The organism is Ruminococcus flavefaciens ND2009 (genome assembly GCF_000621785.1).
Taxonomy (GTDB): Bacteria; Bacillota; Clostridia; order Oscillospirales; family Ruminococcaceae; genus Ruminococcus; species Ruminococcus flavefaciens_C.
The window spans coordinates 18735-38729 of record NZ_KK211348.1 but is presented as its reverse complement, the minus strand read 5'-3'; the positions used below and the strand labels follow the sequence as shown (position 1 = coordinate 38729).

The 19995-nt window shown below is 50.1% G+C and carries 10 protein-coding genes; 1 reads left to right on the top strand and 9 read right to left on the bottom strand.

Features of this window, described 5'->3' with window-relative positions:
* Nucleotides 1–2418: an ABC transporter permease gene (locus T488_RS0113035; RefSeq protein WP_028521177.1), complete on the bottom strand. Its 2418-nt coding sequence runs from the start codon at nt 2416–2418 to the stop codon at nt 1–3.
* 306 nt (nt 2419–2724) lie between these two features.
* Here T488_RS0113035 and T488_RS0113030 point away from each other — a divergent pair, with 306 nt between their 5' ends.
* Nucleotides 2725–3951 (top strand): lipoprotein, encoded by a 1227-nt coding sequence (locus T488_RS0113030; RefSeq protein ID WP_028521176.1) that lies wholly within the window; start codon nt 2725–2727, stop codon nt 3949–3951.
* A 311-nt stretch (nt 3952–4262) separates the two neighbouring features.
* Here the strand turns inward: T488_RS0113030 and T488_RS18025 are convergent, their stop codons facing one another.
* From T488_RS18025 to T488_RS0112990, 8 genes are read right to left on the bottom strand one after another with little or no spacing between them, the layout of a single operon-like run.
* Nucleotides 4263–10826: an Ig-like domain repeat protein gene (locus tag T488_RS18025; protein WP_037298289.1), complete on the bottom strand. Its 6564-nt coding sequence runs from the start codon at nt 10824–10826 to the stop codon at nt 4263–4265.
* 46 nt (nt 10827–10872) lie between these two features.
* Nucleotides 10873–11220, bottom strand: a complete 348-nt coding sequence (locus T488_RS0113020) for a hypothetical protein (RefSeq protein ID WP_028521174.1) — start codon at nt 11218–11220, stop codon at nt 10873–10875.
* A gap of 5 nt (nt 11221–11225) precedes the next feature.
* Entirely contained in the window at nt 11226–13097 is a 1872-nt protein-coding gene (locus T488_RS0113015) for a serine/threonine protein kinase (protein ID WP_028521173.1), read from the bottom strand.
* A complete protein-coding gene (locus T488_RS19685; protein ID WP_155267222.1) occupies nt 13072–13248 on the bottom strand; it encodes a hypothetical protein in 177 nt (58 codons plus the stop codon). Before T488_RS19685 ends, T488_RS0113015 begins: the two co-directional genes overlap by 26 nt.
* A 3-nt stretch (nt 13249–13251) precedes the next feature.
* Entirely contained in the window at nt 13252–13566 is a 315-nt protein-coding gene (locus tag T488_RS0113005; RefSeq protein ID WP_242838349.1) for a WXG100 family type VII secretion target, read from the bottom strand.
* 1 nt (nt 13567) lies between these two features.
* Nucleotides 13568–15310: an FtsK/SpoIIIE domain-containing protein gene (locus T488_RS0113000; RefSeq protein ID WP_028521171.1), complete on the bottom strand. Its 1743-nt coding sequence runs from the start codon at nt 15308–15310 to the stop codon at nt 13568–13570.
* The gene (locus tag T488_RS0112995; protein ID WP_028521170.1) at nt 15307–18558 is read right to left on the bottom strand and encodes an FtsK/SpoIIIE domain-containing protein; all 3252 of its coding nucleotides are present in this window, start codon (nt 18556–18558) and stop codon (nt 15307–15309) included. The genes T488_RS0113000 and T488_RS0112995 overlap by 4 nt, the downstream gene beginning before the upstream one ends.
* Nucleotides 18555–19940 (bottom strand): hypothetical protein, encoded by a 1386-nt coding sequence (locus T488_RS0112990; protein ID WP_028521169.1) that lies wholly within the window; start codon nt 19938–19940, stop codon nt 18555–18557. Before T488_RS0112990 ends, T488_RS0112995 begins: the two co-directional genes overlap by 4 nt.
* Nucleotides 19941–19995: the final 55 nt, after the last annotated feature.

Genomic DNA, 19995 nt, shown 5'->3' with positions numbered 1-19995 from the left:
TTATTCTTCGGATATTTTCCATATATCGATGTGGCGTACTCCCCCTGCGGTGAGCCATGTGGTCAGCAGGGTCGAACCTGCCACCAGCAGCGGTACTGCTATAAAGCTTACGGGAAACTCGGGAAGGAACTTCATGCCCGTTGCGTCCCACTGTTTGAAGTAGCCTCCGTAAAGTGCCGAGCCGCCTGTCCAGTTGATGATCTCGCCGATGGCTATGCCTATGACCAGAAGCATGGCAATCCTGAAAATATAGCCCAGCTTTACAGTGGAGCCGCGGAAGCCCATGCTCTTCATAAGGGCTGTCTCGGAGGACTCCTCGGTTATGAATATGTTCACATAGAGATAGGTTATCAGCACCAGTACAAGTATGACAACTACGGTCATGACCTTTTCAAGAAGTGCGAACAGCCTGTCAAATTCCTCCATGGCGCTCCTTGCTGCCTCCTTTGGAGTCAGTATGGCGTCCTTGCCGAATACTCCGCGGAGCTGTTCTATTACAGCAGGCTTATCCTCCTCGGGAGCGTCTATCACAAAGCCTGTAATGCTATATCCCATCTTATAGCCGCTGTCATACTCCTTACCCATGATAAGAGCGGGCACACCGTCCTCCATGGTATCGAACAGTCCTGTTATGACTATCTCTTTCTCGTTTTCGACGCTGCCTGTTTTATCCTCGTTGTTCTCGTAAAGGGTCACCTTCAGAACGTCGCCCTCGCTGATACCCATACTTTTTGCGGTATATGCACTCATTGCCGCTTCATTTGCCAGCACGGGAGCCTTTCCGCCCTCATGGTATTCAAATTTCTCAGCCTGATCATTGCCCCAGAACAGATCATAGTTCTTGATGATGCCGTTGCGCTCAACATCAGCAGAACCTACATGCATATACTCGATACGGGCAGGTATACCTGCTTCCCCGATCCTTTTATTCACGACATCGTAGAAGTAGACACCTGTCCTCTGCGCTTCCTTGTTTATCTCGTTTCTTGTGTCACTGTTGAAATCGGTATTGAAATCAAGTGTATGATACATCCAGTTCTTCATATACTCCGCAGAGATACAGCTGTTGCGGACATTGAATACTACAAGGATTATGGCTGCTCCGAGAGCATAGGCGATTATGAGGAAAAGGTACCTCTTGAGTCTGCCCAGGACGTCGGTAAGTCCCAGGAAGAAGGGTATCTTCATGTGCTTTCTCCTGTGAAGGAACATGGGGAAGCCCTTGGTGAAGCGCTCTCCGCGGTTCTCGCCGTGAATTGCATCTATTACCGATATTTTGTTTATCCTCCGCATTACCAGCAGCGAGAACAGTATCATGACCGCTATTGTAGCGATTACCGCTATTACTCCGATGAGTATCATCTGCCACCTCGGCGGCAGTATGCAGTCGGGTCCGAACATATTGATGAATATGCCAGATAACGGCAGACCTGCGATGATACCTATGACTCCGCCCACAATGGCAAAGGCGATATACTTCGCAGCAAACAGCCAGCGGAAGCTGAGAGAGTCGACTCCCAGAGCCTTCATCATGCCTATTTCCTTCTCCTCGGTTTTCATCTCCGCTACCATGGTAAAGCGTATGGTCATGAAAATTATAAGTATAAGAAATACACAAGCCACCATTGCAAATATGGAGATGACCTCCATCATGGAATCTTCATTTGTGGGGCCTATATTGTGGGATATGGTATAATATCCTGCGTCCAGCTCACTGTTGTCAAGCTCCCTGTAAAGGGCGTCCTGTGCGGTAAAGGTGTTTTCCTTCAGCTTTATGCAGTAAACAGTATCACATCTTACTGCGTCCGCTGAAAGGACCTCATAATCCGCATCGGAAACTATGTACCTTTCAATGTAGCTCATGCTGTTGTCCTTGAAGAAGTTGCTTATCTCCAGCTCATAGACATTGCCCGTAACGGTGGTAAGCTTCACCTTGTCGCCTACCTTAACGCCTGTCTTGTCCCTTACAGTTACCGATACTGCCACATGGCCGTTTTCAACATAGAAGGGCTGATCGTCAAGTCCGTAGACATAGTCGCCCTCCAGCGGGATAGTGGTGAGGAACTGGATGCGGTTCTGAAGATTGCCCTCATTCTCGTCATAGCCCGGGAAGTCCATACTGGTGTATCCCACACGGTTCATCCTTGTTTTGTGCCAGCTGGCTACCCAGGAGCTCTTATCAAGCACAGGCTCTATCTTCTTGTATCCGTCACTCTCTGTGGAGTATTGCTTGACAACCCCCATTATTACATTGGAAGGTCTGCACACCTCCTCGGTGGTCCTGTCCTTTGACAGGGTGGAGTATATCTGCACAGAGCCCACAAATACAAGCACAGAGGCTATGACTATAAAGATGAATATGATGATGTTTAGTCCCTTTTTGTATTTAAGGTCGTTTTTCAGCATCTTGAAGAACATATCTTTTACCTCCGATGTTCATTTCGCTGATATTATTGATGCACCAACTAAATCCCGGATCTTATACTTGACAAAATTGCCTTCGTCTGAACTTCAGGATTTAATTACCACATCAATATGATAACACACTGAAGTTTAAAAAGTCTTTAAAAAATATCACTTTTTTTAATTTTACCATAGTTCCTATATGTTATCAAGGCGTAAGAAAAGTGAAAAAATTACGAAAATCGCAAAAAGTGTGATGACAATCAAAAATAAATGTGCTATAATAGTATTGATAAATAATATTTTATGGAGGTACTACCCGTGAAAAAATATCTGGCTGTACTCTGTGCGGCTGCACTTCTCAGCGGCTGCTCAAGCAATAACAAAAGCTCAACAGGAGCGGTTTCCGGCGGAACACCCGAGATCCCTGCCACTACCGCTGCTCCTTCTATCAATTTCGACTATGAATACCCCGTTACGGGAACCGATACAGATATGTCCGATGTTGCAAATGTGGACTGGAGCCTTATCTACCGCGATGCTATCAGCGAATTCAGGAAGACCGAGAACTGCGATGAGACTGCACGCTTCACCATCTATGACATAAACGATGATATGATCCCCGAGCTCTTTATCTCCTACGGCAATGAAGATGACAAGACCTACCTTGTGAGAAGTCTCAGCAACGAGAATATCTATACGGAATATGACCCCATCAGCGACGGCGGCGAGATGTATTTCAGCATGAACCGCAGCCTGCTTGTCATCTTCTTCTATAACTTTGAGTCTCAGACGCAGACCGCTCAGCTCTATCGTCTCAAGAACTCCAAGCTTGCCAATGTTTACACATTTGAGATGTCCGGCGAGAGCTACAAGATGAACGGCGAAGAATGTACCGAGAAGGAATACATGGACGAGTACAACCTGCTCCTCAGCGGCGTCATCAAGGATATGGGAACTGACTTTGCCTTTGACGACGACTCTATCGACGCAGCTCTCGGCAATAAATCCACAATGGAGGAGGGCTATGCAGCTGTCCTCAACGATTACCTGACAAAAATGAACGGAAACGAAAACATGAAGAGTTCCTTCTCTATCATGGACGTAAACGGCGATGATGTCCCCGAGCTCTTCGTTTCAGAGGGAATCGCCTTTTCTCCCAGCGTTGACGTCTTCTCATGGAACGGCTGTGTAGTTCCCGTCGGCACCTTCGGAACAGACGGAGCTATGTATTACTACCCCGAAAGCGGTGAGCTCCAGGGCGAGTATCACGCTCCCAGCTATACCGCAGGCTGCTTCTATAAGTTCAACGAGAAGTTCAGGTTTGAGGAGCTTTTCAGCTTCGGCGATACAGAGGTAAGCGACAACGCAGAGAAGATCTACAACATCAACGCTGAGCCTAAAGACCCTGATGAGTATCACAAGATCATGGACGAGCACACATCAGGTGATTCTTACTCGCTTGGTGAGGACAACGAAGTCTCTGAGGAGAGCATCAAGCTTTTCAAGGAAGGAAAGTTCACAGCACCTTCACTGAAGGCAAGCTGATACAGAAGCATTGAGCCATAGCATTTCTGATGCACAGTCAGAATGCTGTGGCTTTTCTGTTGAAATTTCATCAACGCAGTAATTTTTTCTAATTTAAATCATAATTTAGCGGAGCTAAATTATGATTTGAGCCTTTAGCCGTTAGCATAATGTAGGGGACGGCGTCCTCGACGTCCCGTTGGGCGTGTAATATATCTCGCGGGACGCCGAGGGCGGCGTCCCCTACAAATGTAAATTATGATTTATATTATCAGAAAATATATAAAAACTGCCCCGAAGCGATGATGTTCGCTTCGGGGCTTTGTTTTTTATCAGTAGAGTCTCTTCTTTCTTATCTTTGCTATGATGAATGCTGCAAGTCCGCCGATAGCTGCTACGGAACCAAGTATCACCCACAGCCAGAAGTAACCGATATAGAGGTTGTCTATCTCCTGTATGCTGTAGACGTTTCCTGCTTCGTCCTCAAGCTTTACGCCGACTCTGTGCCAGCCCTTGTCAAGCTTGAACGAAAGGCTCTTGCTGTCGGGAGAATACTCAAAGTCTATCTCCTTGCCGTTGTCATAGACCTTGCAGTTGTTCATGTCCAGCTGCTCATCGATATTGCTCACTGTAATGGTGCGGGACTTGTTTCCTGCAAACCACTTCCAGGACTTCAAAGACTTGGGAAGATCACACTTTGGCTCGATATTGTCGATATGGAGCCTTCCGAGATCTATTCTCGCGTCGTTGTTCTTTACCGACAGATAGAGCTCTGTATCAGTATCATCACGGAAATTATCCTTGAAGTAGTCCGAACCCAGTGTAAATCTTGAGATATTTACTCCGTAGAGACTCGGGTCTGTATCGGATGTCAGATTTGTCTTCTTCTCATCGCCGTTATAGTCTCTCAGAACTACGTCTACATCGGAGTTTTTCTCTGAGAATACCACTATCTCAATGTCGCTGAAGTTATCGGGGCGCTTGCTTATGGGCTCGCCGTTATCGTACTGGAATGAGTACCAGCCCGTCTTCTTCACAGAGTTGCTGTTGGGGATATAAGCCAGAACATCGTTGTCTACCAACCTCATATATGTGTTGGAGTTGAGATAGCTCTCGTTGCCTGCCTTGTCCACAGCTATGAGCTCAAGGGCATAAACGCCGTCCTTGTCGAACTCGGGAAGCGCGAACCTGGTGTTCCTTAGTGTTCCTGTCTCATTCTTGTCCTCGGGAAGGAACATATTCTTGGGTCTGATGACTGCAAGCTCCTTGCCGTTCTTGTACTGGGGAGCATATACCGTCAGCACGTATTTCAGGTGGTCGAAGTTGGCGTCGGAGAACTCAACTGTGGGTACCGCCTCGTCCTTTCTCGATGCGTTGTAGATGTCCAGGAACTTGTCCGCATTGCTCTTGTCAACACGCTTGCCGTTCTTCTCCGTTACCACAGGCTTTGTGGTATCCAGCTCGAATATGCCTGAGCTTGATGAACCGCCGTTGTTGCCCGAAGGATCAGACGGAGCTACCTCTATCCTGTAGACGCCGTCCTGCTTGAGCTGTGCCGAAAGAGTGTGGGTATCGTTCTCGGTCTTCCAGTCCGCACGGGATATAACGCTGTTCGTTACATCTGTAAAGCCTGTGCTGTCGTGCTCGGAGCCGGGATCCTTGTGCCAGATCTTCAGTCCCGACCTCTCGGGATCAAAGTTGTGCTCCACAACGGTTATTTCGATATTCTTTGCGCTGCTGAGATAGTTTCCGTTCTTGCTGTCGGCAAAGTCCGTGAAGTTGTTCGATACCACAGGTGCGGTATTGTCCATGTAGAACTTGCCTATCTTTGAACGGTCCATATTCACCTTTGCGCTGTGACCTGCCCTGTCTGTGCCCCTGATGTCGAAGGTGAAGTCACCCTCATCGAATACCAGGTGAGCGGTGTGCTCTGTATCCGATACATCTGTGAAGCTGACTGTGGGGACCTTGCTGCCGAAGCTGTTCTGTAAGGTGGTGTTTATGAGCTCGGGGTCAAAGTTGCGCTCGGTGACCTTAATGGTGATCTCAGGCTTATGCTGAGCACTGTAGTAGTTGGTGCCGTCGATACCTCCGTTTATATCCACGTCGATAACGGGATCTGTAAGGTCAACGGTGAACTTCTCGCTGACTGAATCATCTGAATGATTACCCGAGTTGTCACCCGCAGAAGCGGTTACGGTAATTCCGTTGTCGTCGCTGTCAAACCTGAAGGTCTTCCTGATCTCGGTGATGAGATTGCTGTCCCTTGCTGAGACTACCCAGCCGTCAGTGATCTCGTCTGTGCCGTTCAGGTCGAAGTCTCTGATGTCGAAGCTTCCGCCGTCGCCGTGACGCTTTTCTGAGTCAACGGAATACCTCACGTCTCTTATTCCCGACTGAGTATCCCTGATGACTACGGTCACTTCCTTCTCGGAGGAATAGAGCTTATTGCCCTCACCGTCGGAATGCCTTGTATCGTTTATGCCTGTTATCTCAACTGTGGGAGCGGCATTATCGGTGACATATCCGTGAGTTGTCTTGTTTTCGGAATGGCGTCCTACGTTATCGAAGACTCCCGCAAAGATCTGTCCCTTGAAGTCAACGGGTATCTCAAGCCACGAATAGCCGTATATACCGCTTTCATCGTCATTTCTTCCGCTTTCCTCATCTGCCTTCAGCAGGGATCCGAGAAGACCGTACTCCTCTGAGCCCTCGTCCATGCCACTCGTATCCGAGCGGATTGCAAGGCTGCCGTTCTGTACCTTGTCATAGTTGGCATTGCCGTTCTCGAAGGGAAGTATCCTGTAGTCCACCCTGTCAAGTCCCGAAGTGGGATATGCGTCGGAGACGCGGAATACTGCCCAGAACTTTCCGCCGAAGAAATATGTGTAGGCGGGAACGTCCTCGGAGATCACCCAGTCCTCGGTATCGCCCACGTTGTCTGATGATGCGGGCGAGAAGATGAACTTCTCTATCTCGGGATCTATGTCGTCCAGATTATATGCGAACTCCAGGGGCTTCGTGGCGTTGCCTGCGTTGTCAACAGCCTCCACCGTGAATATGTAATCGCCGTGTCTGGGCTGCTTTTCAAGTATTTTGTGGAGCTCCTCGGTATCGAATTCATACCTGAACTCCCCTGTTTCTGCCTTCCCGGACTTTTCGGTCTCCGACTCAGGCTCTGTGCCCTCCGCCTTCTCCGAAGCATCTGCCCTGAACCTGTCGGGGTTCTCTATCTCAACGCCGTTGAGAGTCATCTTTATGCTGTTTATGCCTGCCTGAGCGTCCTGAACAGTAACTGCGAACTTCTTGTGCTCGGAGTACCAGAGGTCATCAGGCACCTTTTCCTCGCTGTAGTTGCTGATGTGATGAGCATATCCGCTCTCGTTCTCAGCATTCTCCCCGTCAGCCTCAATGGCGGAAGCTGTTATATCACTGCCCGGGAAGTCAATGCCGATAACAGGCTCGTTCTTCTCGATAACGAGGAAGTTCCTGCTCTCGGTCTCACCGCCGCTGATGTCGAATACTGACCTGCCGTTCTTCTTGCCTACGTTATCCTCAGCATAAATACTGATGTCGTTGTAGAATACCTGATCCTCAACGGGGAGCAGTGCGGAATAGATGTGTTCACCGCCGCTGCTGACCGACTCGCTCATAACAACGCCCTCGGCAGGAGTGCCGTCGGCTTTATAGTAATCAAGGATCACCGTTGACAGTCCGCTGTCGAACTCCGGCTCTCTTATATAAGCCTTTACCTCAACAGCGTCATTTGAGAAGGCACCGAAGGTGAAGAAATTCAGTGTCTGGAGAGCGATATTGTCACTCTTCTTCACCGCCTCGACCTTGTATACCTCAGGAGCCTTTGTATCCGCGTTGACAGTCTGGGAGAGCTTTATCATGTGTCTTGCATTGTCGCTTCCGCTGACCGAGACCTCATACTGCTGTCTGCTTCCGCAGCTTACCACCGAGTTGTCATTTTCAGACCTGAGATCGGAGGTGAGCATTCCTGTCTTCTCATTATAGTCCCACTTGACCTGCTTGTTATTTACAGTCATGGTCAGCGTTCCTATGCCTGCATAATTATTGTCAAGCTTTATGCTCAGCTTCGGCTTTTCGGTATCCGTCATCCAGAGCTGCTTTCCTACGTACTTTGATGTACCCGGAACGCTTTGCGACTCGGCGGTAACGCTTCCCGTGTAGACGCCTACGTCAACCCTTATGGGCTCGGCTTTGCTTTCGCTGTCAGCCATAAGATGTCCGCTTACATTGCCTGCGTTGTCATATACGACGATGTTGAAGCCGTACTTTCCGTCGGTAAGTGCCTTTGCATACCCTGCGGTCTCTTCTTCGGTATCATTATGAAGAGGGATAGCGATAGTATGTGTATTCTTGGCAGAGTCATCGCTGACCTGTACCTCGCCGGTCTCTATGAGTTCACCCTTCTCGTCAAGCTTCTCCACAACTACCTTTCTGATTCCGCTTGTATGGTCGGAAAGGTTTATATTGAGGGAGGTATCAAACTCGTTGAGCCAGATCCTTCCGTCCTTATCGGGCTTATAGTCCGTAAGGCCGCTGCCCTCCCTGTGTGCGGTACCGTCGGTATCGCTGAAGGTGAAGCTGCATTCGGGTGCCTTGTCATCATAAACACAGCCGCCTGTCTTCATATCTCCGATAACAGAGCTTGCGATGACCTGGTTCACTATGCCGCCGTTATCGGCAAAGCTCAGGGTAATGGGAGTAAGTCCCGACAGCTCGCTGATCTCAAATATACATATGTACGGACCGCTGCCCACATCACCGCTCTTGTAGGACTGTCCCTTGTTTTTCTGCTCGGTGACAGCCTGCTTTATCTTATTCCAGTCCGAAGCGGAAATATTGGCGTTGCTGTATTTCGAGCCGCTTTCGGGCTGAGCAGCCGTAAGTATATCCTCAATTCCCTGAACGCCTGCCAGCGAATAGATCTGAGGCTTTACTCCGTCTTTTCCGTTCACGGTAACTCCGCCGAAGCCCGATATGAACTTTCTGTCGGTCTCGTCCTCAACGATCATGAAGAGCTTCTTGCGGGTATTGGTATAGTTTCCGTAGTCATAGTGATGGAGCTTTGTAAGATCGTAGCTCTCATTGACAAATCCGGCAAATTTTACCGCAGGAGGCTGCTGATCCCATTCGGACTTGCATTCCTGCTCATATTCGGTGACATTGCCTGCATTATCCGTAACAGAGATATTGATAACAAAGCTGTCCTGTGAGGCTTCGGCTTCGTCCATTTCCGAATAGGGAGCGCTGAACTCCAGCTTCTGCTGTCTGCCTGCTGCGGAATCAACATTCTTTATAGTTGTATAGTCATCTTCAAAGTCCCATTTGTACTTTACTTCCTTTATACCGCTCTCACCGTCAGAGACATTTATAGTTCCATTGACAGACTTGTTCAGGTTGCTGAAATCAACATCAACAGCCTTCTTAGCTTCACTGTTTGCGATAACAGGCAGCTTTTTATCCACAAGCAGCTGAGAAACAGAAGCATTTCCGCCCATACCGGCTGCAAGGGTCAGCGCCGGGTTCTCATTGCGTGACTCACCCTTGTTCTTTATGACAAGCTTGAAGTCGGTAAATCTGCATGAGTTTCCGCTGCTAACCTCATCAAGAGGGAACTCCGCATAGAAATAGTTCACGCCGTTGTAATTCACCCTGAGAGCTCCGCCCTCTGCCTTGGGAGCTGGTATATCCGCAGCCTCATCGCCGCTTACACCTGCCGCCTTCTTTATCAGCGCGTCAAGCTCCTCTGTGGTTATTTCGGGCGTACTTGCCGTATATTCCCTGCCCTTTTTGTCTGCATTGGAGGTGAGCTTCAGGCTCTCCAGTTCAGCTGCGTCATTTCGCCTGAGAAGCACCTTTATAACGGCGTTTTCCTTTACGTCCAGCTCGCCGCTGCGGACAGCACCCACAGTACCTGCGGATGCCCATGCAGTGCGGATACCCGTGCTCTCCTCCAGTATATATCTGTATTCAAGCTGATAGACACTTCCGTCATGCTTATTGCGCATAAAGTAGCGGATACTCTTCTCCTTGCCGTATGAAGAAGTATCCAGGGACAGTGTCAGGGTGCTGTTGAAGCTTCTGAAATCCGAGGTAAGCTCAAACCCCTGAGGGCACTTTATGGTGCTCTTGGTGACGCCTCTCAGATGCTGCACGTCCCACGGCAGCATATTTGCCGTATCTTCATCAAGAGGAGGATTGGTCACCTTCAGGCTGTATTCGCCGTCAAAGCTGACCTCATAGCCGCTGCTGTCGGCGGCAGGATCAGTGAAGGCATATGTTCCCACTCGCGCCTTTCCCGAAGCTCCCGAGACCTTGCAGTAAAACGAAACATTGCCGATGTCGGCATTTTCGTCAACGCAGGTACAGGGTATTTTGTCGGGAATATCATCGTCCACGTACAGATCTGTTATTTCGGGCTTGACATGAACGATATGGGTAACACTGTAAACGTCAAGAACGACAGCGTCGGTCCTCTCCTGCTCGGTGTTGCTGAGAGTGAAAAGCCCTGCATCACTGCCTGTAAGGCGGCAGTTCCGAAGGTATACTTTGTAATGACCTTCGCTCACCTTTTCGGCACTGGCTTCGGCTTCAAACTGTACGTCCTTACCCCTGAAATCCGATATATTGCATACAAGCTCTCTGACGCTGTAATCACCGTTTTCCTCAACGACCTCAGCTTCGAGCTCATACTTCCTGTGTTCCATATTGATGTCGGTGATCTGAGGTACCGAGGTCTTTCCGTCCTCAGCCGCCTCCTCGGAAGCTGCCGTGGTGCCCTCCTCAGCCGCAACTGCGGCATAGGGTATGGCGTTGGTCGACAGCATCGCCACCAGTATTATTGAAAGTAGCTTCTTTTTCACTGATAACACTCCAATCTCTTATTTTGGATCTTTCCCCTTAAGGCTGTCAGCCTTTTTTCTTTTCATTGACAACGTCCGCAAGGGCGCTGTAAAAGCTGCTCTTCACCCTGCTGCGCTTGTACTTGTAGAAGTACAGGATAAGCCCTATTACAAGGGCTATGAGGGCGAGTGCGAGAGCTGCTGCCATGGGTACTGTCAACCATGGCGAGTCGTATTTCAGATCAAGTCTGCTCTCCAGAACGGAATACTTTCCCGTTGCATTGAGTATGCCGAAGATAAGGGCTGTACCCAGAACTATCCCCAGGAGCACCTTCCCGAAGGAGTTGAGTATATACTGGAGCAGCAGGTGTTTTTCCATAAAGCGGCTGAATCCGCCCGAGTTTCTTCTGCTCATTGTCATCAGCCTCCTATCTCTGCCAGATACTGCTGTATCTCGGCTCTTTCGGTGCCCTTATACTCAGCAAGGAGACGAATGGTCTCGTCATTGTCAAGAACGTTCCTCAGCTTTATGACTGCGTTCCTGAACCTGCCGTCGTCCTTGTAGCTGTCCAGCACCTCGAATGCCTCGGTGTAGCCTGTCCTGCCCACCTCGGCGTTGTATATGGCTCTGGCTATGCGATAGCCGTCGCTGTCCGTCTCTGTCTCTATGGTCATTATCTCGGAGCTTATCTCCCTGAAGTTCTTCTGGTTGCCGTGCATCATCAGCTCGTCGATATGCTCGCCCAGATGCTCGGTGCTGCTCATTTTCTTCAGCAGCTTCACCAGCATAGCGGCTTCCTTATCGTCGATGTCACCGTCCTGATAGGTGAACTCCGAGATCATTCTGTATGTGTTTTCCTGTCTGCTTCCCGATGAGGTCTTTATCAGATCCATGGACAGGGTGTCCAGCTTGTAGAAGCGGGTAACGTTATATCCCGAAACAAGGCTGTTCCACTTGTCCATAGCTACTCTGTAGCCCACCAGACGGTACAGGGATATCATCAGCAGAAAGGCTGTGGCAACAGCCATCGTTACGCCGAACATTCCGAAGGCGTTCCTTACCTTGATATTCTCTGCGCGGACGATAGTCGGGGCGGAATTTCTTGCGTCCTCTATGTCCTTTTTCAGCTCTGAGTAGGAGTGGTAGAACTCTCTGTTGTCCTCCTCAAGATAGTGGGCTGTCCTTGCCTTGGTGCAGGTGCGGATAATATTCTCCAGCTTCTTGTGGTAGTGTATGGAGGTAAGGCTCAGGTCTCTGCCGCAGTAGGCTTCGTCGCGGAGGAAATGCTCCTTGTAGAAGTCATGGCTGTCCTCAGAGAACCACTTGTTCCCCGTTACCAGCTCGAAGATGTTAAGGCACTCCCAGAATGTGGCGCCGAAGGAGAATATATCGCTCTCTATGGACATCTTTCCCTTTTCAAGGGGCTGTTTGAAGGGAAACTCGGAGCCCTCGGCGGCTTCCGCATAGCACTCGGGGGCTGCATAGCCCAGGGTGCCGTACTGGAACATCCTGTCTATGGTCTCCCTGCCCTTGTAATCCGCAGGAGCCATTTCAGCCCTTGCGAACCTGTCCGCCTTTGTAATGCGCTTTGCCCGTCCGAAGTCGATGAGCACCAGCTCCCTGCCGTACTTGGTCACCATGACGTTTTCGGGCTTTATGTCCAGATGAAGGATATTCTTCTTCTCCGTCACGAACTCAAGTATCTCGCAGAGGTTTATCATGAACTGTATTATCTCGCCCTGATATTTTATGATGTTCTCATAGTTCCTGTAGCTCAGGTCGATACGCTGACGCTCATCCTCGGGATAGTCGTGATAGTTGATGACTCTTGAAAGCCCGTTTTCCAGCTGCTCTGCCTTGCGGAGCTTCCAGCTCTCCTCGCGGCAGTACTCCTCAAGGGACCAGCCGTCGATGTACTCCTCGACAACGCAGAAGTAGCCGTCGCTGTTGATGACCTTGCCCGCAACGTGCTCGCAGGGCATACTGAAGTCCCCCAGGTCCTCGATAACATCAAATATGCGGACGATGGAACGGCACTCCTGAAGGTCGTCAAAGATGGTGAGCTCCTCATCCTTGAATTTCTTAAGCCTGTCCACTATCTCGTCGCCCGACCTTACGAATTTGGGCTTGAACTTCAGTACGCAGGAAAACTGGAGACCTCCCTCGCTGGCGGTCTTCAGTCCTTTGTAAACTATACTCTCCGTACCTATGGCGATGAAGCCGTCCTTGTTGAGGCCGTGGGAGGTATCAACTGTGAATTTGAAATCAGTTCCTCTTATCTCTCGGCTCATTCTTCACCATTTCCTTGTTTCTGCCCTCTGAGAAGAGAAGGTCGAATATAGTTCCGGGGGCTTCCTCGGGAAGCTCCGTGAGCTTGCTTATCTTCTCCGTCTTTTTCTCTATGCTGTCGGTATTTATCTCACCGACACTCGGTTTTCCCATTGCTTACTGTTCCCCTCCCGAAGGATTCTTGTTGAGCTCTCCAAGCTCTTCATCGAGATTGAGATATGAGTCCTTGACGCTCTTGATGACAGTGTCGCATATGGTATTGAGTATGGTCTCTATACCCTGTACATTCTCCATTATGTGGTCGGACTCCTGCTTATATGCGTCCTTTCCAGCCCCCTCCCACTTGCCGAGGAGGGTGGAATTTATATCGTCAAAATCGTCCTTTATGGACTGGAACTCGGTTATCGCTTCCTGAGCCTGGGTCTCGAACTGCACAAATTTATCTATATTCGCTGATATGAATCCTGACATATCAATCATCCTTTCCGTACTTTATGAATTTGAGCTTGACCAGTCTGTCAGCCTCTATATCATAGCTGTAGCCGTCGCCCAGCTCACATCTTGCATAGTCCTCCTTGAGCGTCTTCACGTCCATGTTTCCGAAGACGGTCTTCTGACCTCTCTCCCCTGCGAACTCTGCAATATTGTCCAGGAGGAAGGCATAGGAGATATTGTTGTTGAAGAAGGAATTCTGCTCGCCGTCGCTTATCTTCTGAACGTCGGAGAATATGAACAGGAAGCCTCTCTCCTCTGCCACAGCCGTAAGCTGAGGAAGAATGGAGTTGATGAACCTCTTTCCCTCGGGGGTATTAAGATAGACCAGCTTGCTCTGTATGATGAATACAGTGAAGGGCGTCTCCTCGGCGGCGCAGTCGGGGATATTCTCATATTCCTTCCTGAGAGCGTCGCTGACTCCGTAAATGCCTGCCAGGAACCTCTTGTCCAGCTCGATGTAATTCTCGTTGAGATAGAGATAGAACTGCTGTATGGGCGAGAGCTTCTTGTCCTGAACGACGCTTCCGTCCTTCATGGGAAGGTCCCGCTTTTCAAAGCCGTTTATGAGCACACAGCCGCACTGACTGCTGTATTTATCGTAAAGGGGCTTGAGCTGATTTCGTCCGTCGTCGAAGAAAACCATTCTCAGGTCCTTTTTCTGCTGCGCAAGTCCCTCAAGGAGAAGACTGAGGAGATTGGTCTTGCCGAACTCCTTCTTGCCGTATATCGCCACGGTGCCTGTCCTTGCAAGGTCAATGGTCACGGGGCAGAAGTCAACATAGTCAAGTCCAACGCTGACGGGACAGATACGCTCTGTTTCGGAAGATGGCTTCTGTGCCAGCTTTTCGTACTCCTCACGGGTAAGCTCCTTGGGGAAGGTCAGATAGCGTCTTACGTGTTTTCTGTACTCTCCCGCCTCACTGTCGAAGTCATATTTCTTTGCCATTCCCTGAGCGAATGTGACATTTTTGCCGTCGGGGTCTGCGGAGGTCTGTGCCTTGAAGCACTGCACCTCATAGGGCAGGTTCATCTTGAATGTACCTGTGATGCCCTCGGGCTTGACGGTAACATTGGCAAAGCCGTGTCCGGGGTTGTTGCCCACGGAGCCTGCCTTGTCATTGAATATGTCAAGGTACTTGTCGGCAGGCATCTCAAAGGCTATCTTCTGGCGGAAGCTTGCCATGTAGGAGTTAAGCCCCTTTGTATCGCCTGCGGTGACAACTACGGTTATGCCCTTTGAGAGACCGTCTCTGCACAACTTTGCCAGCTTCTCCTGATAGGCTGTATAGCGGGACTCCTCGGTAAAGGCGTTGAGATTGTCGATGATGAATGTGGTATGGACGGGCTGTCCCTCTGCAACCTCGCGGTAGTTCATGCCGCCCAGAAGCTTTATGTTCTCCTTGAGGATATTGTCCATTATCTTGAACACTCTCTTGACGTACTCCTCGTTGGAGTTGTCGAAGTACGCCGACACAAGCGGCATATCGCGGTAGTCCGAGAGAGCGCCGCCGAAGTCCAGAATGAATATCCTTTCCTCCTTCTCGTTCATACGCTTGTGGAGTATGTTCACAAGGGTCTTGAGGAAGGTGGTCTTGCCGCTCATGGAGGCTCCGAAGACCATGATGTTTGAGTCCAGAAGGTCTACATTGAAGTCGGGCTGGAGCTGTATTATGGGTATATCGAATTTGCCAAGAGTGCAAACTATTTTCTTCCTGCTCACTCAGTTCCCTCCCATTCAGAGCTGTCCATGATGACGCTGGGAAGCGGCGGCAGGAAGATCTGCCTGGGCTTCTCCATATTCTTTCCGATGTCGATGATAGTATTTACGATGAATGCCAGCTGGGTATCATGCTCGCTGACGTTGGCGCTCTTTTTCTTCTCGATGATATTGTCCTTCTTGGACGAGTAGAAATCCTTGTTGAAGCGTCCCGAATTGGGCACCTGGGTAACGTTTACCGCAGGCTCGATGTTCAGGTTCTTGTTGGCGCCCGTATAGGCGGACTGGAAGTACTCGAACCTGCTTCCCGTACCTACCAGCAGGTAAGCACGGCCGTTCAGGGGCATGGTGGGAGCCGCAGCAGCAGGGCTTCCCAGCATTTCCTTTGAAGCCTGCTTTGTGGCTACCTTCAGACATATCCTCGCCTTGGAGTTTACACGTATATCGTCTGTGATAGCGCCCTCGATATTCTGTGATACAAGTATGATATGGAAGCCCAGTGTACGTCCTACACGGGCGATAGTTGTTATCTCGGCAATAAAGTCAACGTCGTCGCTCTCGCTGGAGAAACGCTTCAGCTCTGTGAACTCGTCTACTACCAGCACAAGGTGTGACAGTGAGGGCAGCTCGGAAACGTCCTTTTTCAGCATTTCCTTCTGCTTGTCGTTGAGCTTCTTCATGAGGCTCTCAGCCTCTCCGCTGTGCTCGGGGTCATTCTCCAGAGCCTTTATCTTTCTCATGATACGGAGGGCTCTTATATAAGCATCGGCAGTATCGACGCCGAAGCTTGAGAGCAGGAGCTTACGCTTCTTTATCTCCGCGTTGAGGGTCTCAAGGAAGCGCTTGAGCATATATGCTGCCGATGTACCCTCGTCCTCGCCTGCGGTATCGGTGACTACGCCCACACAGTGAGGGAGCCCGCCCAGACGGTCGGAGAAGCCGCCGCCCTTCATGTCCACAAGCATGAGATTCAGATCCATAGGTGAATACTTCATGCACAGACCTATGAGGTAGGTGATGATAGTCTCTGACTTACCGGAGCCTGTAGTTCCCGCAACCAGCATATGGGGACCGTCTGCCTTTTCGTAGAGATCAAGGCACATTGCGCCGTGCTCGTTCTTGCCGATGGGCACTCTCAGGTTCCTGGTGACGTCATTTCTGTCCACGTTCTGCCAGCTCTCTCTGATGCTGTCCTTCACATCGCCGTTCTCCACCTTCTCGGAGTTGAAGCCATAGAGCTCGAACAGTGTTACCATTGAAGGCACCTTGCCGTTTTCGGCGATACGGGTGTAGTAGATAGCGCTGAGCTGCTTGTATGCCAGGGCGAACCTGTCATCGTAGCTGTCGGGACCGAAAATGAACTTGTTGCTGAAGTATTTGTACTCGATAAGGTTATCGGTATCCTTGACCTTGTTGCGGTCGTTCTTGTCCTCGCTGAGGACGTTGAGGGTCTCACGGCTCAGCACGTTGTAGCGCAGGCTGACCTTTCTCTCGCCCTCGTTGTCATGGTCGATATTGATGATGTTGCCGCAGTATTTGGGCAGCTTGTCCTTTACGGACTGTATGAATATGAAGGTAAGTCCCAGTGAGTTCACATAGGGCTCGCCCTCCTTAGGAACTTCGGGGAGGAACTTTGAGAAGCCTGTCTCCTTGATGTCATAGTCATAGAAAACCACACATACCACCTGTGTAAGCTTGGAAGGCTCGGGAGCCGACTCGTCGCTGTCAGCGTTGCTGCGGCTGCGCTCGTTCATGAGGCTGAGGAGCTGTCCGAAAACCACGCCCGAGCTCTCCTTGTCAAAGACGAACTGGGAAATACCATCGAAAAGCTCATTGGTGTGAGGCAGGTACTTGTAGTTCCTGAGCACCTCGTTCTGCTTCTCCGGGTCGCTCTCCTTGTCGAAGAAGAACACGAACTGAAGGTCCTCGGGAGAATGGTAGTAAGCCAGCTCAAATACCACATGCTGAATGAAGCTGTGAGAGGTCTCGGCATTGTCGGAAATAACGCCCAGAGCGCCGCAGTCCTTCAGGTCTATGAGGAGGGGTGGCTTTCTGCCCGTATCGCTCCTGAGGTAGTTGAAGCCTATGACCTCGCCGCCGTTCTTGTTGTCAACGCCCTTGTTGGCGAAGTTGTAGGCAAGGTCGGTGAGAAGGAACTTGTTCCTGTCCTGCTCCACTATCTCCTCGGGAGACATCTTCTTCAGCTTTCTGTTCTTCTTAGCAGAGGGCAGGAAAATGTCGATGCCGTCGCTGTCCTTCTTCATCTTGTAGTAGATGTCATAGTAGATATTGTCCGTCTTCTCGGACTTTATCTCGAACAGGGGCTTTACCTCGTCGGAGGTTCCGAGAGATATTTTCATGAAGTCGTTATCGTTCTGTGAGCGTGCGAATATCATGCCGTTTATCTCGGCAGTGTTGTGGAAGAGCTTGTCCATTGAGGGGTATACGCTGTTGAGATATACGATGTCGCTCTCCTGCCACTCTTTGATGGTGTGGATTATACGGGAGATGTAGTTCTCGTAGTTCTCCTTCCACTCCGCAATGCTCTTCTTGTATTCGCTGCGCTTCTTCAGGTAGTTGTAGAGGGTGGTCACCAGTGAGACGATACCCATTGCTGCCGACATAAGGAGCATGGTATTTCCCATGGCTGCCGAGCCCTTTGCGAACTTCATAATGAGGAAGCGTGCACCCACCATACCTCCCGTAGAGAGCACCGTAGGGATAATGACGTCAAGTATGGACGACTTGTCCTTTGTGGGCATCTCGTTAGGGGGGATTATATCTATGACAGAGGATTCTATAACATTGAGCCTTCGGGTACTGATATTGTATTCAAGAGAGTCGTTCTCCCTGAGGATATAGCTGCTTTCCTCATCGCCGAAAAGACCGTCAGCCCTGACAGTCCTGTCCATGGTTATGAGGATACAGCTTGAGGTGACGAAGCCCAGAGAGTCTATACCCAAATCGTATATCCTCTTCTGCTCATCGCCCTTCCCCACCCTGTCGTTGAGGTCGATGACACTGTGCTTTCCCTTTGCGGTATAGAGCACCTGTATCTCCTTGCGGGTCTTTATGTAACTCTCGAAGAGCTGAAAGCACTTCTCCAGCCCCTGAGTCTTTTTCAGTCCGTAGTATAATGATTCCAGAAAGGCCTTGAGGGTTATGTCCTTCAGCACGAGGAAAGAGAGCTCTCTGCTGTTGCCGTCACCGAATTCAAACCTTGCGGAGATCATTATCTCATTGTTTTTCATACTTCTGTTCCTTTGACATCATTTTTGAATGCGGAAAGGATATTGTCACGGATACTGTCTGTGTCCAGCGACCTTATCTTCTCCGTCTTTGAGATTATATCCTTCTCCAGGGCAGAAAGGTCCTTTTTTTCACGTCCTGCCATGAAGTTGAGCCTGCTGAGATCCAGCTTGCTGCTGTCTATGACCTGAGGCTTTCTTATCTCAGCCTTTGCCTCGGGCATTGACTTTACGCTGAACTTAGGCTTCACAGGGCTTACGTTCACGCTGAGCCTTATCTCGGGCATTTCGGGAGCATTAAAGCTTCCCGCCTTTACCTCGGGACGATCGGGTTTACTGAGCTTCGGAGCCTTTATCTCGGGCATACCGAACTCTGTGTGCTTTATCTTCGGGACAGCCTTTACGTTCACCTTTGCGCTTACCTCGGGCTTGCGGAAGTCTGCAAGCTTTAGCGCGGGCATAGTCTCGGGGCGCTTCACCTCCGCCTTTACCTGCTGAGCCTCAAAGCTATGGAGCTTAGGTACTGCCGCAGATACTGCCTTGAGCTGCGGACGGCTCAGTGAGGGCATTGCAAAGTGCTTTGCCTCGAACTTCTTGACCGGGCGGCGCTCCACCCTGGGAGCACTGAGGGCTGCCAGCCTGAATTCCGCTGAGGGAACTGCTGCCTTTGCGGGCACGTTCAGCCTTACCTGCTGCCTTTCGGGAGCTGTAAAGGCTGCGGACAATACTCCTGCCTTTGGCGGCATATCCAGCTTCACTGCCGAGAACTCCGGCTTTGCGAATTCTCTTGCCGTCATGGCAGCCAGGCCTGTCTTTCTCAGCTCGGGAGACTTCCTTTCAGGGGCACTGAAGCTCCTGATGTCGAAGTCTGCCAAAGGCTTTTTTGCCAGCTGTACTCTCATGTCAGCGGCAGGGCTCTCAAAGCCTCTCTGCCTGAATGAGGGGGCTGCTGTCTTTGAAATACTGATATTTTTTTTGAGTGGTACTGCGGCGGAAGCTGCTTTGCCTGATATACTGTCCATGAGCTCTCTGCTGATGCCTGTGCGGGCTCTCACAGAGGCTGATGAGTTTATGAAAGCAGAGATGTCATTCTCCGAGATCCTTTTTGCTGCATAAACTGACATATCGGGCGTCTTTACCGGGGCCTTTTTAAGTTCTATCCTGCCTGTTCCCTTATTTTCAAAGGGTACAAGTCTGGGAGAGCTTATGACGCTGATGGGACGGAGAGAGGGAGTGAACTTCTTTATGTCCGCTTTTTCTATCTGTTCCACCTTTTCAACAAAGGCAAGACGCTCCTTATAGAGCTTAAGTTCCCTTTCGTATATATCAAGCTGCTCCTGTGTCATGAAAAGCTTTTCTTCTTCACTCAGTATCCTGAAAGCCATGTTATACCTCCGAAAACGTAATAAGTGCAGCCCCGTTATCCGTATATGGTACGGG

Bases quoted from the DNA above. Each gene is read 5' to 3' on its own strand.
- T488_RS0113015 (WP_028521173.1), bottom strand. From the start codon at position 13,097: ATGAGCCGAGAGATAAGAGGAACTGATTTCAAATTCACAGTTGATACC.
- T488_RS0113020 (WP_028521174.1), bottom strand. From the start codon at position 11,220: ATGAGCAGAAGAAACTCGGGCGGATTCAGCCGCTTTATGGAAAAACAC.
- T488_RS0113035 (WP_028521177.1), bottom strand. From the start codon at position 2,418: ATGTTCTTCAAGATGCTGAAAAACGACCTTAAATACAAAAAGGGACTA.
- T488_RS19685 (WP_155267222.1), bottom strand. From the start codon at position 13,248: ATGGGAAAACCGAGTGTCGGTGAGATAAATACCGACAGCATAGAGAAA.
- T488_RS0113005 (WP_242838349.1), bottom strand. From the start codon at position 13,566: ATGTCAGGATTCATATCAGCGAATATAGATAAATTTGTGCAGTTCGAG.
- T488_RS0112990 (WP_028521169.1), bottom strand. From the start codon at position 19,940: ATGGCTTTCAGGATACTGAGTGAAGAAGAAAAGCTTTTCATGACACAG.
- T488_RS0112995 (WP_028521170.1), bottom strand. From the start codon at position 18,558: ATGAAAAACAATGAGATAATGATCTCCGCAAGGTTTGAATTCGGTGAC.